Origin of the sequence: Marinobacter denitrificans, assembly GCF_008795955.1 — a bacterium.
Classification (GTDB): Bacteria; Pseudomonadota; Gammaproteobacteria; order Pseudomonadales; family Oleiphilaceae; genus Marinobacter; species Marinobacter denitrificans.
Genome location: NZ_VMHN01000002.1, coordinates 837,227 through 852,213, shown reverse-complemented (window position 1 = coordinate 852,213; position 14,987 = coordinate 837,227). Strand labels below are relative to the sequence as shown.

The 14,987-nt window shown below is 55.6% G+C and carries 14 protein-coding genes and 2 tRNA genes; 9 read left to right on the top strand and 7 right to left on the bottom strand.

Annotated features, from left to right (window positions below):
• Positions 1-74: 74 nt before the first annotated feature.
• Positions 75-236, top strand: a complete 162-nt coding sequence (gene ccoM, locus FO268_RS23325) for a cytochrome c oxidase subunit CcoM (RefSeq protein WP_404802917.1) — start codon at positions 75-77, stop codon at positions 234-236.
• A gap of 17 nt (positions 237-253) precedes the next feature.
• Here ccoM and FO268_RS11760 read toward each other — a convergent pair.
• From FO268_RS11760 to FO268_RS11745, 4 genes are all read right to left on the bottom strand, one after another.
• Positions 254-329 (bottom strand) — tRNA-Glu (locus FO268_RS11760).
• An 87-nt stretch (positions 330-416) separates the two neighbouring features.
• Entirely contained in the window at positions 417-959 is a 543-nt protein-coding gene (locus FO268_RS11755; protein WP_150993130.1) for a hypothetical protein, read from the bottom strand.
• A gap of 21 nt (positions 960-980) precedes the next feature.
• Complete coding sequence (locus FO268_RS11750; RefSeq protein WP_150993128.1) at positions 981-1,889, bottom strand: TIGR01777 family oxidoreductase; 909 nt, start codon at positions 1,887-1,889, stop codon at positions 981-983.
• 64 nt (positions 1,890-1,953) lie between these two features.
• A complete protein-coding gene (locus FO268_RS11745) occupies positions 1,954-2,337 on the bottom strand; it encodes a sirohydrochlorin chelatase (RefSeq protein ID WP_150993126.1) in 384 nt (127 codons plus the stop codon).
• A 97-nt stretch (positions 2,338-2,434) separates the two neighbouring features.
• On the opposite strand from FO268_RS11745, the gene FO268_RS11740 reads away from it, so the two are divergent.
• From FO268_RS11740 to FO268_RS11730, 3 genes are all read left to right on the top strand, one after another.
• Positions 2,435-3,037 carry a DUF924 family protein gene (locus tag FO268_RS11740; RefSeq protein ID WP_150993124.1) on the top strand — a complete coding sequence of 201 codons (603 nt, stop codon included), beginning with the start codon at positions 2,435-2,437 and terminating at the stop codon, positions 3,035-3,037.
• 155 nt (positions 3,038-3,192) lie between these two features.
• Positions 3,193-3,930 carry a TetR/AcrR family transcriptional regulator gene (locus FO268_RS11735; protein WP_225316634.1) on the top strand — a complete coding sequence of 246 codons (738 nt, stop codon included), beginning with the start codon at positions 3,193-3,195 and terminating at the stop codon, positions 3,928-3,930.
• Positions 3,931-3,996: 66 nt separating this feature from the next.
• Positions 3,997-4,072 (top strand) — tRNA-Gly (locus tag FO268_RS11730).
• 52 nt (positions 4,073-4,124) lie between these two features.
• Here FO268_RS11730 and FO268_RS11725 read toward each other — a convergent pair.
• Positions 4,125-6,122: a protein-L-isoaspartate(D-aspartate) O-methyltransferase gene (locus FO268_RS11725; RefSeq protein ID WP_150993122.1), complete on the bottom strand. Its 1,998-nt coding sequence runs from the start codon at positions 6,120-6,122 to the stop codon at positions 4,125-4,127.
• Between the two features lie 86 nt (positions 6,123-6,208).
• On the opposite strand from FO268_RS11725, the gene FO268_RS11720 reads away from it, so the two are divergent.
• Genes FO268_RS11720 through FO268_RS11710 form a run of 3 tightly spaced genes read left to right on the top strand, consistent with a single transcriptional unit; the run spans position 6,209 to position 9,622 of the window.
• Positions 6,209-7,027: an MOSC domain-containing protein gene (locus tag FO268_RS11720; protein WP_150993120.1), complete on the top strand. Its 819-nt coding sequence runs from the start codon at positions 6,209-6,211 to the stop codon at positions 7,025-7,027.
• A gap of 1 nt (position 7,028) precedes the next feature.
• Positions 7,029-8,954 (top strand): ATP-binding cassette domain-containing protein, encoded by a 1,926-nt coding sequence (locus FO268_RS11715; protein ID WP_150993118.1) that lies wholly within the window; start codon positions 7,029-7,031, stop codon positions 8,952-8,954.
• Entirely contained in the window at positions 8,951-9,622 is a 672-nt protein-coding gene (locus FO268_RS11710) for a DUF6901 family protein (RefSeq protein WP_150993116.1), read from the top strand. Before FO268_RS11715 ends, FO268_RS11710 begins: the two co-directional genes overlap by 4 nt.
• A 27-nt stretch (positions 9,623-9,649) precedes the next feature.
• On the opposite strand, the gene FO268_RS11705 is transcribed toward FO268_RS11710, so the two are convergent.
• Together FO268_RS11705 and FO268_RS11700 are read right to left on the bottom strand one after the other, a co-directional pair.
• A complete protein-coding gene (locus tag FO268_RS11705) occupies positions 9,650-10,081 on the bottom strand; it encodes a universal stress protein (RefSeq protein WP_150993114.1) in 432 nt (143 codons plus the stop codon).
• A 97-nt stretch (positions 10,082-10,178) separates the two neighbouring features.
• Positions 10,179-11,000 (bottom strand): hypothetical protein, encoded by an 822-nt coding sequence (locus FO268_RS11700; RefSeq protein ID WP_150993112.1) that lies wholly within the window; start codon positions 10,998-11,000, stop codon positions 10,179-10,181.
• A 459-nt stretch (positions 11,001-11,459) separates the two neighbouring features.
• Here FO268_RS11700 and fadB point away from each other — a divergent pair, with 459 nt between their 5' ends.
• Both fadB and fadA read left to right on the top strand, forming a co-directional pair.
• On the top strand, positions 11,460-13,607 hold the full coding sequence (fadB, locus tag FO268_RS11695) for a fatty acid oxidation complex subunit alpha FadB (RefSeq protein WP_150993110.1): 2,148 nt from the start codon (positions 11,460-11,462) through the stop codon (positions 13,605-13,607).
• Between the two features lie 33 nt (positions 13,608-13,640).
• Positions 13,641-14,816 carry an acetyl-CoA C-acyltransferase FadA gene (fadA, locus tag FO268_RS11690; RefSeq protein ID WP_137434264.1) on the top strand — a complete coding sequence of 392 codons (1,176 nt, stop codon included), beginning with the start codon at positions 13,641-13,643 and terminating at the stop codon, positions 14,814-14,816.
• Positions 14,817-14,987 lie beyond the last annotated feature (171 nt).

Sequence of the window (14,987 nt, the reverse complement as noted above, 5' to 3'; positions counted from 1 at the left end):
TCAGATCAATATGTGGCACGGGTGGCAGGGGTAATCTGGGCATAGTTAATCAGGTTTGTCAGGAGAATGTGACTATGTATACCGACGCAGTTGTAATCGCAGGCATCGTAACCGTTTTACTTATGGTGGGGTTCTTTGTCGGTGTGGGGATTTTCGTATTCAAGGATTCAAAGCATCAGCTTGGCGACCATGGAAGGCATTCTGAACCTTCAGCTCAGAACGGTCACAAGCACTAACGAAAAAGGTGAAAAGTTGGCGTCCCCTAGGGGGTTCGAACCCCTGTTGCCGCCGTGAAAGGGCGGAGTCCTAGGCCACTAGACGAAGGGGACGCATCGCTTCAAAACCTTGCCTCGTCGAGGTGGCGCGTATATTAAGTAAGGAGTTCCGGGCTGTCAAACGGTTTTTTGAAAAAACTGTCAGTGCCCGTTGAGGCAATATTTGAGTTCCGAACCCAGGTTGTCGAACACTGCAAGCTCGCCCTGGGATTCATAAAGCCGGAAAATTGCTGCGCCGGCTTGACGGTGTTGGGGCTGCAACTGACTCAGCACCTTGTCCTTCTGCGCGCCAACCAATGCTGCCAGCAATACTTCATACCGGACTTTGTTCTCGCCTGCGCAGAAGTGAAAGTGAGCCTCTCTCGAAAGCCGCTTCGGCAACCCATGCGACTTGAAAACCCGGGTGGCACAGCGGGCGTATTCAGAATTCACCGTGGAATAGGTTTCTGCGAGCCCGTCAGCCTCTACCATCCTGAGCAGAGCATCGATTCGCTGTTCTGCCTCCGCACTGAGCCCTGGCAGCGTGGTTTTCAGGACGTCGCCGGATAATCCACGGGCCGCTAGCTGCAGAACCGTTACATACTCGCCGGTTATCTGGCTGCAGGACTCATAACTCTGTTCTGCCCCTGGGGCGGGGGTCGCAAGGGTGAGGACAAACAGGCCGGAAAGACCGGCTGTCAACAAAGACAACCTCATTCGGCGACCTCAGTATCTTGTTGCATCGGCAAGGGCGGGGCCGAGATCGGGGAAGCGGAACTTGAATCCTCCGGCCTGGAGCCGAGCGGGTATCGCCATCTGCCCGGTCAGCAGCAGCCGGGACATTTCTCCCAGGGCGATTTTCAGCACCGGTGCCGGCACGGGGAAAATCGCCGGTCGGCCAAGAACGCCGGCAAGGCACTTGGTGAACTGCCGATTGGTTACCGGGTTGGGGCTAACCACATTGTAAGCGCCGCCGGCGGTATCCGTTTCCATCATCCAGAGCAGGGCTGCGACCACGTCCTCACGATGCACCCACGGCATATACTGCACACCGCTGCCAAGCCGACCTCCCAGTCCAAGCTTGAATGGCGGCAACATACGCTGCAGAAACCCTCCTCCCGGCCCGGCAACAACGCCGGTGCGCGAAAGGCATACTCTCACTCCGGCAGGTTCCAGTCGCAGGGCGGCCTGTTCCCAGTCGCTGCACAGCCGGTGGGTAAATTCATCGTGGGGCGGCGTGTCTTCGGTGACCTGATGGTTGCTGCCCTGATCACCGTAGAATCCCACGGCCGAACCCGATACCAGCACAGCCGGAAGCATTTTCCAGCTTCTTATAACCTCAACGAGCTGGTCAGTAAGGGCTATGCGGCTGTCCCTGAGGTCCTGCTTGCGCGCTTCCGACCATCGTTTATCAGCTATGCCTTCTCCGGCAAGGTTGATAACGGCCTCAAAACCTTCGTTTCCCCGCAGCTGGTCGAGGCTGGTAACGGCGTCCACCCGGCCACACACGGCCTGAACGTTGTGCGTCGACTGCCGGCTCAGAACGGTAAGAGTGTGCCCATCGGCAATCAGTTTCTGGCACAGGGACTGGCCAATGAATCCGGTGCCTCCGGTAATCAGAATCCGTTTTTCCATGATCATCCACTCCTTTCCTGAACTGCCGGTGCCTGTGTATGAGGGAGAGCTTCAGCATTGATTTTTATGCGGGCTGCTTCTGCCGTTCAAGCTCCTGGTTCACGACATCACGGATTGCGTTGCCCAACTGCGGGTTTTCCCCGATCGGTGGGGCCAGGGTAATGGTGACATTATGGGTGGCCTGGAGCTCTTCTATCATACCTGGTACGTCTTTTCTGAGGTGGCGGCCTGCGGCCAGGAACAGTGGAATTATGGTAAATGTATCGATACCGTCTTTCCTGCCTTCGGAAATAATGGTTTCCAGTGAGGGCTCCGCCAATTCCATGTAAGCAATGCGCGAGCCGGCTACGGATTCCAGCGTCGGCGTAGCGAGCTTTTCAAAGGTCTGGCACCAGCGTTGGTCGCTGCTTCCGTGCGCAAGTAGGATGATTCTGGGCTCAGTGTTCATGGGATCTCCTGATAGGACCAAAAGTCTGGTAATTATCGTAAATTGTAGCAGTGTCGGTACCCAAGCCGGCGTTTAACAATGAGACAGGGTAGATCATATGTTCGATTGGAAAGAGATTCTGGATTTCTGGTTTGGTGAACTGGATGAACAGGGACTGCCGGACAGTGAGCACCGCAACCGCTGGTTTCGCCCCTCTCGCGCATTTGATCAGGAGATACGCCGCCGTTTTATATCCATGGTGCTGTTTGCTTCTGAAGACGGGTTGCGCCACTGGAGAAGTGTGCCGGGGGGCGCGTTGGCCGAGATTATTCTGCTGGACCAGTTCACCCGGCAGATTCACCGGGGCGGGGCGCTGGCGTTCGACAACGACAAGCTGGCCATCAAACTGTGCAAGAGCGCCATGCGTAGCGGGCACGACATGGCATTGCCGGCTGTGCAGCGGGCTTTTCTCTATATGCCGCTCCAGCATTCGGAGAAAAAGGAAGACCAGGATCTCTCTGTGGACTGTTATGAGCAGTTGGCCTCAGGGACCGGGGGTATTGCCGGGGACTTTATGAAGAGTTTTCTGCAGTCGGCCCACGATCACCGGGAAATCGTCGACCGGTTTGGTCGATTCCCTCACCGGAATAAGGCACTGAACCGTAAGTCCACCCCTGAAGAAGAGCTCTATCTGGAGTCGGGAAAGCGTTTCGGCCAATAGCGGCGATTGAACCGGGGAAAACGGAAGTGCCAATTTCATCAATGTTTCGGGGCGCGGGATACGTCAGAATTTACAAAAACCAACAATAATCCCAGCCCTGGCAGTTTCGCCTGAAGTGCAGCGGTCACGGGCGGTCGAAACAAGGAATGCATGTCATGGAACAGGCGCAAATGTCTGAGGTTAGTGCCCGCAGGGAGCTGCCAGAGAACCGTTCGCTTCGTCAGTCCATCCGCTATAGCGGTCGCAAGGCCTCCCGAGCCAAGAGCGAAATGCGCCGCCTGGAAATTCTGGAGGCAACCTTACGGATTGCCGCCAGGGACGGCCTTCGTGGTATCAAGCACCGGGCAGTGGCGCGTGAAGCAGGCGTGCCTCTGGCAGCTACCACCTACTATTTCCGCGATATTCACGAACTGATCAGCGATTCATTCATGCTTTTCGCCGAGAAGGCGAGGGACAATCTGGACAGCTTCTACGACACCATTCACCTGGTGCTTGATACCATTCCTGCCCAAACCCTGCGTCGTGGTGGGTTCCAGCGTCGGGAGCTCGCCTCACGCCTCTCTGTTATCTCCACTGCCTACCTTTATGACCAGTTCACAAGGCGTCGGGAGCAGGTTCTGGCCGAACAGGTTTTCCTGCTGGAAGCCCTGAGGGACGAACGCCTTGCGGGGCTTGCGCGAAACTACAGGGAGGCATGGACGGCAGGCCTGAGGCAGATCCTTGAGCGGCTGGATTCGCCCGCACCGGCACGAGACGCCACGCTACTGGTGAATGTCACGCTGGGGATGGGCTACGACAGCCTGCTTAATGGCAAAGAAGTGGATTATTCTGTGCTTGCAGAAACGGTCGAGCAGGTTATTGGGCTGGTTCTGGCTTGCCCAACAGAAAACTGAGAAACCGGTCGACAAAAACAGTTGACGGGGGAGGATGAATCCGTAGAATACGCCTCCGTTGATCAAGCGGGAATAGCTCAGTTGGTAGAGCACAACCTTGCCAAGGTTGGGGTCGCGAGTTCGAATCTCGTTTCCCGCTCCAATTTACGGTCAGCCAGGATTTATCCCCTCTATATTTTCCCCTATACCGTTTTTCAGAGCCCGAATGGGAAGGTTTCAGGCATTCCTGGCGCCGCCTCCGACTCCAGAGCATCGACCGCTCGCGTCTCATCAATCCAGATATACTCGTCGAACTGTTGGGCCACCGAAGCGTTGAAATAGTGGCTTGCCATCTCTGTTTCCGGTCGATAGATCACACCGATGGCTCGTTCAAGTCTGGGCTGCTGCAATTTCGCTATCAACCCTTTGCTGGCATGGCGTAGTGGCAGGAAAAAGGCTTTCTGGCCGGTGTCATGACACAAACGTTCGATGCTGCCCGGCACGGACGGCACGACGTTCTTTATTTCCATTGGTGCGCCCCAGTCAGCTGCGGCTGCCACCGTGCCCTGATGGGTACCGAATCCTATCAGGTAGGCGCTGTCACCAAAGTGCCGGCGACACAAAGACCCTACGTTGATCTCGCCGCGGTTGCCCATTTCCGTGGCCTCCGCGTTCCCCAGGTGGGAATTGTGGGCCCAAACGACGGCCTTGCTGTCAGGGCCGTGGAAATCAAGCAGATTCTGAAGCGTATCGAACATGTGCTGATCGCGCAGATTCCATGATTTGACCGAGCCTTCATACATGGAGCGATAATAACGCTCTGCATCTTTCACTAGTCGGGCATTGGATATCGCGTCAAGGAATTTGCGACCGTCGTGAACCGAATACTCCAGTCGCTTCTGCATCAACGTATTCAGCATTGCGACGACATCCTGCTCACAATTTTCATGCTTCGTGGAAAGGGCAATTCTTCCATAGGTTATCGGGTCCCTTTCCCAGGGCGTCAGGCAGCCGTAGCGCCTGCGGGCGAGATCCGCCATTCCCTTGTCCACTTGTTCCAGGTATCCGATGATGGCATTGATAGAGGCGTGGAGGCTGTAGAGATCCAGGCCATAGAACCCCGCAACCTTATCTGCGCTTTTTGCCTGCCGATTGTGGCTGCGTAGCCATTGAACAAACTCCAGCACCTGGCGGTTCGCCCACATCCAGGTCGGAAAGCGTTTGAAAGTAGGTTCTTCTGTGGGCACAGTGCGGGTTTCACGAACAAAATGATCCACCTGCGCGGCATCAGGCCAATCCGCCTCTACGGCAACAAACTGGAATCCTTTCTTTTCGATCAGCTCCCGGGTAATACGTGCCCGCATTTCGTAGAATTCGGCAGATCCATGGGTGGCTTCGCCCAATAGCACCAACCTTGAACTGCCGATCCGTGCCATCAGGCCGCCGAGCTCAACGGTTTCGAGTGAAGGGATGCTAATCGCCTCTCTCCCGATCTGCTCGGAAAGCAGGTGAGGATCGCTGGCTTCCTCCCGGGTGGGCGCACTACCCGAATCTTCTGTATCTCGCCACCCCTGTTCACCGATCAGAGGGACAAACCTCACATCCCCGAGTTTTTCGGTCTCTGTTTCGTCTTCGCTGGTGCGGGTAATACGTAACAGTTGCTGGTAATGGAGACCGGGACCGGCAGGAATGACCAGTCGCCCACCTATGGCTAATTGTCTGACCAGCGCCTGTGGCACACTGGGAGCTCCAGCCGTAACGACAATGGCATCAAAAGGGGAGTGTTCCGGCCAGCCCAGGGTTCCATCACCACAGAGAACCGTAACGTTGTTATAGCCCTGTTTCGCCAGGCGCTCCTGTGCCAGATTCGCCAGCAACCGGTGCCGTTCCACCGTAAAAACCTTTTTCGCAATCCTGGAGAGCACAGCTGCCGCGTAGCCAGAGCCGGTCCCAATTTCCAGTACGGTATCATCGGGCTTGAGCTGCATGGCCTCTGTCATCAGGGCTACAATATAGGGCTGGGAAATGGTCTGTCCTTCTTCAATCTGTAGAGGCCGGTCATCGTATGCAAATCCAGCCTGGTCTTGCCCGACAAAGGCTTCTCTCGGAACTTCCTTCATGGCCTCCAGAACCCGTTGATCCATGATTCCCCTTCTTACCAGCGTGTGGAGGAATACCTGTTTGTCTTCGCGTAGATCGTTCTGTGTGCTCATGTCGCCTCCCTTGCAGCGTTAACGCACCGTTCTCGGGTATACTCCCGGATTACGTCACTGCATTTAATTACGTTATGGGAGCCCCCATGCAGGTGCATTCACTGTATATCTATCCGGTTAAATCCCTCGCAGGAATTCAGGTTTCTTCATTCTGTATAGATGATTTTGGTCCTGCCGGCGACAGGCGCTGGATGATTGTCGATGCCGACCGGCAATTCGTCACCCAGCGCAGTAATCCGGAGCTTGCAAGAATTGGTACCCACCTGATAGAGGGGCAGGTTGTTGTGGATATCCCGGGCGAGGGCGAGTTTTCGCTGGTCGCTGGTGAGAAGGAGTGCCGTGTCAGGGTATGGCAGGACTGGGCGAAAGCTGTTTATGGCACTAGCGACGCGTCCGAGGCATTGTCCCGGTATTGTGGCAAATCATTCCGGTTTGTTTTCATGCCCGACGAGACCTTTCGCCGCGTTGATGCCAGCCGGGTTACCGAGTATCGTCGTGTCAGTTTCGCTGACGGCTTTCCATTTCTGATTACCAATCTTGCCTCCCTGGAAGAGCTGAACTCTCGTCTGGAGACAGCGGTGGAGATGCGTCGTTTCCGGCCCAATATCGTGGTCGAGGGCGCCGTTCCCTGGGAAGAAGATGAATGGAAGGCGCTGACCATCAACACTATTGTGTTCAGCCTTGTAAAGCCCTGTTCGCGGTGTGTCGTGACCACCGTAGACCCTGACCGAGGCGTGAAAGCGCCGGATCTGCAGCCCCTGAGGGAGCTTGGAACCTACCGGCGCACCGCTGACGGTGTGATATTCGGAATGAATGCCATTCATGAGACGACGGGAGAGATCCGGATGGGAGATCCCGTGGCTTTTGCGGCTGATGCAACCACTGCAACTACGGAGAATCAATAACGTGCCATTGTTAACGCTGGATGCCATATCCCTTGCTTTTGGCATGCAGCCATTACTTGACCAGGCCTCGATGACCATGGAGCCGGGAGAACGCGTCTGTCTTCTGGGGCGTAACGGGGAAGGGAAGTCTACCTTGCTGAAAATCGTCACCGGTGAGGTTGTGCCGGATGGCGGCATTGTGAGGCTGGAAGACGGCGCAAAATTGTCGGTGCTGCCCCAGAACCTGCCGGTCAACGACACACGAACTGCCTATGAAGCCGTAGCTGGCGCCTTTCCCGAGACTGGTGATCTGCTTGCTGAATTTCACAAGTTGACCCAGTACGCCGGGGAAGCAGACCTGGACCGTATGATGAAGGTTCAGGAGCGCCTGGAAGCACTTGACGGCTGGCGGCTTGATCAGAAAGTGGGAGCGATTCTCGCCCAGTACGGCATTGATCCGGAGCAGACTCTGAATACGCTTTCAGGTGGCTGGCAGCGACGGGTTTTGCTGGCCCGTGCCCTGGTTACGGAGCCGGATGTTCTGCTTCTGGATGAACCAACCAACCACCTGGATGTGCCCGCTATTGCCTGGCTGGAAGAAGCGCTGGGCCAGTTCCGGGGTGCGATTCTGTTTGTCAGTCACGACCGGGCTTTTATTCGCAGGATGGCAACGCGAATCGTGGAACTGGACCGTGGCCATCTGGTGAGTTTTGCTGCTACCTACGATCGCTACCTGGATCTCAAGGAAAAGGCGCTGGAAGAGGAGGAGCGGCAGAATGCGCTGTTCGACAAGCGCCTGAAGCAGGAAGAGGCCTGGATCCGCCAGGGCATCAAGGCGCGGCGCACCCGCAATATGGGCCGGGTGAGGGCGCTCAAAGCCATGCGGGAAGAGCGACGGCAACGGCGCGAACGCGGCGGCACCGCAAGTTTCTCGGTGGAGGATGCGGCCCGTTCCGGCAAGTTGGTAGTGGAAGCCAGCGAAGCAGGATTTTCGTACCCGGACGGTACGCCGGTTATCCGGGATATGAACATGACGGTGCTGAGGGGCGACAAGATCGGCCTGGTTGGGGAAAACGGTACCGGGAAAACCACGCTGGTCCGTCTGCTCCTGGGAGATCTTAAACCCACTGAAGGCCGTATCCGGCTGGGTACCAATCTCCAGGTTGCCTATTTTGATCAGCTCCGCGGAGAACTGGACCTGGAACGTAATGCTCTGGATAACCTTTCCGAAGGGCGAGAGTTCATTGAGATTAACGGCCAGAGCAAGCATGTACTGGGTTATTTGCAAGAATTTCTGTTCAGCCCGGAACGCGCACGCTCGCCGGTGCGTGTATTCTCTGGTGGCGAACGGGCAAGGTTGTTGCTGGCCAAACTATTCAGCAAACCGGCCAATATACTGGTGCTGGATGAGCCAACCAACGATCTGGACGTGGAAACCCTGGAACTGCTTGAGTCCAGGCTGGTGGAGTTTGCCGGTACCGTGGTGGTGATCAGCCACGACCGGGAGTTTCTCGACAATGTGGCAACCGACACCGTATTTCTGGACGGCTCGGGTAAGGTAGCGGAGTATGTCGGCGGTTATTCCGACTGGCGAAGACAGGGCGGCCGGTTTCCTTCGGAGGGCGGTACCCGAAAGGCGTCCAAACCGCCGATGAACGACAGACCTGCTCCAGCTCAGGAGCCGGCTTCATCCGGCACCGGAGCACCAAAAGCAAAACCGGTCAAACTCAGCTACAAGCTCAAGCTCGAGCTGGAACAGTTGCCGGGTCAGATTGAGGCCCTCGAGCGGGAGCTTGAAGAACTGAGACAGCGGATTTCGGAGCCGGAATTCTACTCCGGTCCGGCGGATGAAGTATCCGCAACGCTTGCAGAGTTGGGCGACAGGGAAGCTCGCCTGGAAAAGGTTATTGAGCGGTGGATGGAGCTGGAGGAACAGGCGAATCAATGAACGTAACGTATCAATTCAGGTTTGAAGATTCCCGGTCGGTGGAATTCAAGGTAACAGATAAGCCGTCCGAGGCAGCAGGCAGCTTGCCTGCGTGGACAAAACTGGAACACTGCCAGTGTTCCAATTGCCCCCTGAAGGCGACGGAATCTCCGCAATGCCCGGCCGCTGTGGAGATACTGCCAGTGGTGAACGCCTTCCAGGCCGAAGACGCCTACCAGAGAGTGGATGTCATCGTTACTGACGACCGCAGAACCTATTCCAAGTCAACAACCCTGGAGGAGGCGTTGCGATCCCTCCTGGGGCTTAAAATGGCCACCAGCGGCTGCCCGGTATTATCCGAGCTGAAGTCCATGGCAGTGCACCATCTGCCGTTTGCCAGCAATGACGAGTTCATTATGAGAAGCGTTTCCCATTATCTGCTGCAGCAGTACCTGGCGAAACGAAATCATCAGGAGCCGGATTGGGATCTGAAAGGGTTGGTGGAAAGAAATCAACGACTGCAACTGGTCAATCAGGCGTTGTGGCAGCGCATCCATTCTGTCTGCAAGGGTGACAGCAACCTTAAGGCGTTGCTGAATTTCTTCTCGATGGCGTCCAGCGTGAGCTTTTCTCTGGAAAGCCAGCTCCGCAAGCTGGAAGCAAAAATGAGGGGGGATGGCGCTGTCTGATGCGCCATCCCGCTGTACCAGTCCGTTTTACTGAATCCTGACGGCCAGTACGTCGCAGACTGTTCCGTGCAATACGCCATTGGCTGTCGAGCCCAGCAGCAACTGAAAACCTTTGCGCCCGTGACTCCCGACGATAACAAGATCCGCGTTCTGTTTTTTTGACAGCCGGTGGATTTCGGACTCTGGACGGCCAACGGTCACGACCTGATTCTCTTTCGATACCCCGTATTGTTCGCCGTACTTCGTAAGTTGGTCCTTTGCTGCCTTGTCCAGTTGATCCTGAAGCTCGGTCAGATCCATGGGGATATCGCCACCGTAGGCATAGCCGACCGGTTCTACCACGTGCACCAGCATCAATTGGGCGCCATGGGCCTTGCTTACCTCCACGGCTTTGTTGAGAACCTGTGGGGCTTCTTCGGTAAGATCAATGGCCACCAGAATTTTTTGATAGATTGACATCGCATCGCTCCTTCGCGGATGAAGTCTTTATCCAGGCAATACTGTACCTGAAAAGTGTAAACCAATACTGACGGGTATCAAAAACAGTCGCTGCCCATCAGGCGGCATTTTCCCGCAGCAGGCCGATGGTTGTTTCCAGACTTCTGAGGATGCCTTTAGAATAACGGTCAATAACGAACGCAACGTTGTTGTCGTTATAGTTGATGTATGAATTGCGGATAAATTCCCATTTTGAGTTCAGTTCATTCAGGGTGGTTTTCAACTGGCCCTGCGAGTCACCTTCCGTGACCTGGGAGAGCAACGTGTCGAACTGACGTGCCTGTTCATCCAGAGGGATGTCGTTGGATGATCCCTGGAACGTCTGGGCCACAGAAGAGTGTGTACGCGCCGAATACTTCGCCATCATCTGGGCCATCGTAACCGCAGCAGAGCGAGCCGCTTCAATACGGCTGTTAATTTCAGTCTCGGAACTTTCCTGTGCCACGGTGTACATCTCGGAGGCTACCTGGCTCATCAGCAGTGCCTGGTTCGCCATGTCCGAGACCAGGCGCAGATCCGGGTAACCGGTGTTGCGTACATCGTTGATGTTGCTGCGCATCAGGTCCTTGAACTTGTCGAATTCCACGTTGAGGCTTTCCACCTGCTCCTCGGACAGTACTCCCGCGGTGCTTTCGGCCACGGAATTCATGGAGGCGTTGGCCTCGTTGATAGCAGCCACAATTTCATTCAGTGTTTCGGTATCGCCAGTGGCGCTGAAACGGTAATAGGCATCCAATGCCACGTAATTGCTTACGCGGAAGGCGTGTAGGTCAGAAAGAAAGCCATTTCCTTCCTCCTGGGCACGAGCAGTAAAGGAGGTGAGCAACAACAGGGCAAGCGCTGTCACAAGGGAGCGTGCCCGCAGGCTAGCGTCTTTCATCGGATGGGTCTCCGTAAGGCTGCTTTATTATTGTGGACTAAAGTCGTAATCCGAAGGTAAAGTAACTGAGCCGGCCAATCAAGCAGTTTTGCGGTGCTGGGCGGGGGCAAATGTAAACAAATTTAAAATTTACGTGATTAAGCTCCTGTTTCGTCTTCACACATCGTTCTAGCTGTTTGATATAAAACAATTCAATTCTCCTCCAGATGCCGTTCGGCTGTTCGTTCGGGGGTTGGCCGGGTTGATTCTTCCAGAAACAAATTGACAAACGAGCCGTTTTTTTTCATCGTGTCACCCCACGATTCAAACGACTGTATGAATTTTTGGATCGGTTGATCGGGGTAGTGACTGAAAGTAGTGACAGAAAATAGTGACCGAAATCTCGCTGCATCAGCGGCCGCCTGGCGAACGCTTATGCGGCAGTAATAGCAGTTCCAAACACAGACTGGAGATCAGTTGATGATTTACGAAGGTAAAGCCATCACGGTTAAAGAGATCGAAGGCGGGATCGCTCAGTTGAACTTTGACTTGCAGGGCGAGTCAGTGAACAAGTTCAACCGTCTGACGATTGAAGAGCTCCGCGCCGCGACTGACAAGCTGGAAGCGCAGAAAGGCCTTAAGGGCCTGGTGGTGACCAGCTCCAAGGACAGCTTTATTGTTGGCGCCGACATTACAGAGTTTACCGACCTGTTTGCTGGGTCGGAAGAAGACCTGGTTGCCAACAATCTCAAGGCCAACGAAGCATTCAGTGCCATTGAAGACCTGCCTTTCCCCACGGTTACCGCAATCAACGGTATGGCTCTGGGCGGCGGTTTCGAAATGTGTCTGGCTACCGATTACCGGGTCATGGACAAGAAGGCCAAAGTGGGTCTTCCGGAAGTGAAGCTTGGCATATTCCCGGGCTTCGGCGGTACTGTACGGCTTTCCCGTCTGGTGGGTGTTGATTACGCGGTTGAATGGATCTGCGGTGGCACCGAGAACCGGGCCGACAAAGCGCTGAAAATCGGCGCCGTGGATGCCGTGCTTGAAGGTGAAAAGCTGGTTGAAGCCGCTATCGGCATCATCAACCAGTGCAACGACGGCAAACTGGATTATCAGGCCCGTCGCGAAGAGAAGAAGGGCAAGATCAAACTGAACGCCATGGAAAGCATGATGGCGTTCGAGATCTCCAAGGCGTTTGTTGCCGGCCAGGCGGGCAAGAACTACCCGGCACCGGTCGAGGCCATCAAGGTGATGCAGAAGCACGCCGGCCTGACCCGTGACAAGGCAATCGAAGTTGAAGCCAAGGGCTTTGCCAAGATGGCCAAGACCAACGTCGCAGCCTGCCTCGTTGGCCTGTTCCTGAACGATCAGGAACTGAAGAAGAAGGCCAAGGCCTGGGAAAAAGAAGCCAACGATGTGAAGCTGGCCGCCGTACTGGGCGCCGGTATCATGGGTGGCGGTGTTGCATTCCAGTCGGCCCTGAAGGGTACGCCTATCCTGATGAAGGATATCAATCAGGACGGTATTGCACTGGGCCTGAAAGAAGCCAAGAAGCTTCTGACCAAGCGCATCGACAAGGGCAAGATGAAGCCCGACCAGATGGCCGATGTGCTGAACAATATTACCCCGACCCTGAACTATGGCGACTTCAAGAACGTCGACCTGGTTGTGGAAGCGGTTGTTGAAAACGCGAAGGTCAAGGACGCGGTATTGCGCGAAACCGAGGACTCGGTTCGTGAAGACGCCATCCTGACTTCCAACACCTCCACCATCTCCATCAATAAGCTGGCGGCTAATCTGAAGCGTCCGGAAAACTTCTGCGGCATGCACTTCTTCAACCCGGTGCACATGATGCCGCTGGTAGAAGTTATCCGTGGTGAGAAGACGTCCGACCGCGCTATCGCCACCACTGTTGCCTACGCCAAGGCCATGGGCAAGACCCCGATCGTGGTCAACGACTGCCCGGGCTTCCTGGTAAACCGTGTATTGTTCCCATACTTCGGCGGTTTCGTGAACCTGGTACGTGACGGCGCTGACTTCCAGCACGTTGACAAGGTTATGGAAAAGTTTGGCTGGCCGATGGGCCCGGCTTACCTGCTGGACGTTGTTGGCATGGACACCGGCAAGCACGCCGGCGAAGTGATGGCCGAGGGCTTCCCGGACCGGATGAAGCACGAAGGCACTACAGCCATTGACGTGATGTTCGATAACAACCGTTACGGACAAAAGAACGACAAGGGCTTTTACAAGTACGAACTGGACCGCAAGGGCAAGCAGAAGAAGGTTGTCGACGAAGAGACCTACAAGCTGCTTGAACCGGTTGTTCAGGGTAAGAACGACTTCAGCGACGAGGACATCATCGCCCGCATGATGCTGCCCCTGTGCCTGGAAACCGTTCGCTGCCTGGAAGACGGCATTGTTGAAGACCCGGCAGACGCCGATATGGGCCTGGTTTACGGTATTGGCTTCCCGCCGTTCCGTGGCGGTGCCCTGCGTTATATCGACGACATGGGTGTCGACAAGTTCGTCGAGCTGGCAGACAAGTTTGCAGATCTTGGTCCTTTGTACCACCCGACCGAGAAGCTGCGTGAAATGGCCAAGACTGGCGAAAAGTTCTTTGGCTAACCCTGAACGAGATTTCCGAACGGAGAAAGATCTATGAGCCTTAATCCGAGAGACGTTGTCGTCGTCGATTGCGTGCGGAGTCCAATGGGTCGTGCCAAGAATGGCTGCTTCCGCAATGTACGTGCGGAAAACCTGTCGGCTGCGCTGATTGAAGCACTGTTTGAGCGCAACCCGAAGCTCGACCCGAAAGAAGTTGAAGACGTGATCTGGGGCTGTGTAAACCAGACCAAGGAACAGGGCTTCAACGTGGCACGTCAGATTTCACTGCTGACGCGCATCCCGCACGAGTCTGCGGCGCAGACTGTCAACCGTCTGTGTGGTTCTGCCATGAGCGCAATCCACACCGCAGCCCAGGCCATCCAGACTGGCAATGGCGATGTGTTTGTGATTGGTGGTGTCGAGCACATGGGGCACGTGCCCATGACTGAAGGCTTCGACCACAACCCGGCTGCCTCCAAGTACTCCGCCAAGGCCTCCAACATGATGGGCCTGACTGCGGAAATGCTGGCGAAAATGCACGGTATTACCCGTGAGCAGCAGGACGAGTTTGGCGCGCGTTCACATCGCCTGGCCCAGGAAGCGACCGTCGAAGGCCGTTTCAAGAACGAAATCGTGCCTATCGAAGGTCACGACGAGAATGGCTTCAAGGTGCTGATCGAAGCGGACGAAACCATCCGTCCCGAAACCACGGTTGAGTCCCTGGGCCAGCTCAAGCCGGCCTTCGATCCGAAGAACGGTACCGTCACCGCAGGCACGTCTTCGCAGCTGACTGACGGTGCCGCTGCCATGGTACTGATGTCTGCCGAGCGCGCCGAAGCCCTGGGTCTGAAGCCGATGGCGAAGATCCGCAGCATGGCGGTTGCCGGCTGTGATCCCGCTATCATGGGCTACGGCCCGGTTCCGGCGACCAAGAAGGCCCTCAAGCGTGCAGGCCTGAAAGTCGAGGATATCGACTTCTGGGAACTGAACGAAGCGTTTGCAGGTCAGTCCCTTCCGGTGCTGAAAGACCTGAAACTGCTGGGTGTAATGGAAGAGAAAGTGAACCTGAACGGCGGCGCGATTGCCCTTGGTCATCCGCTGGGCTGCTCCGGTGCACGAATCTCCACAACCCTGCTGAACGTAATGCAGGCTAAAGGCGGCAAGCTTGGTGTTTCCACCATGTGTATCGGCCTTGGTCAGGGTATTGCGACAGTGTGGGAGCGGCTCTGATTCGGTAAGCCGAATTGGTAGCAAGCTCTCAGGAGGCCCGGCATATGCCGGGCTTTCCTGTCTTTGACCGTGCAAAAAAGCCGGCTATAAACAGAAGAATGGGTTGTCTTGCTTTTCTTGACCCTGTAAAACAATGCACCTATACCAATGTGGCGGCTATTGAGTGTTTTC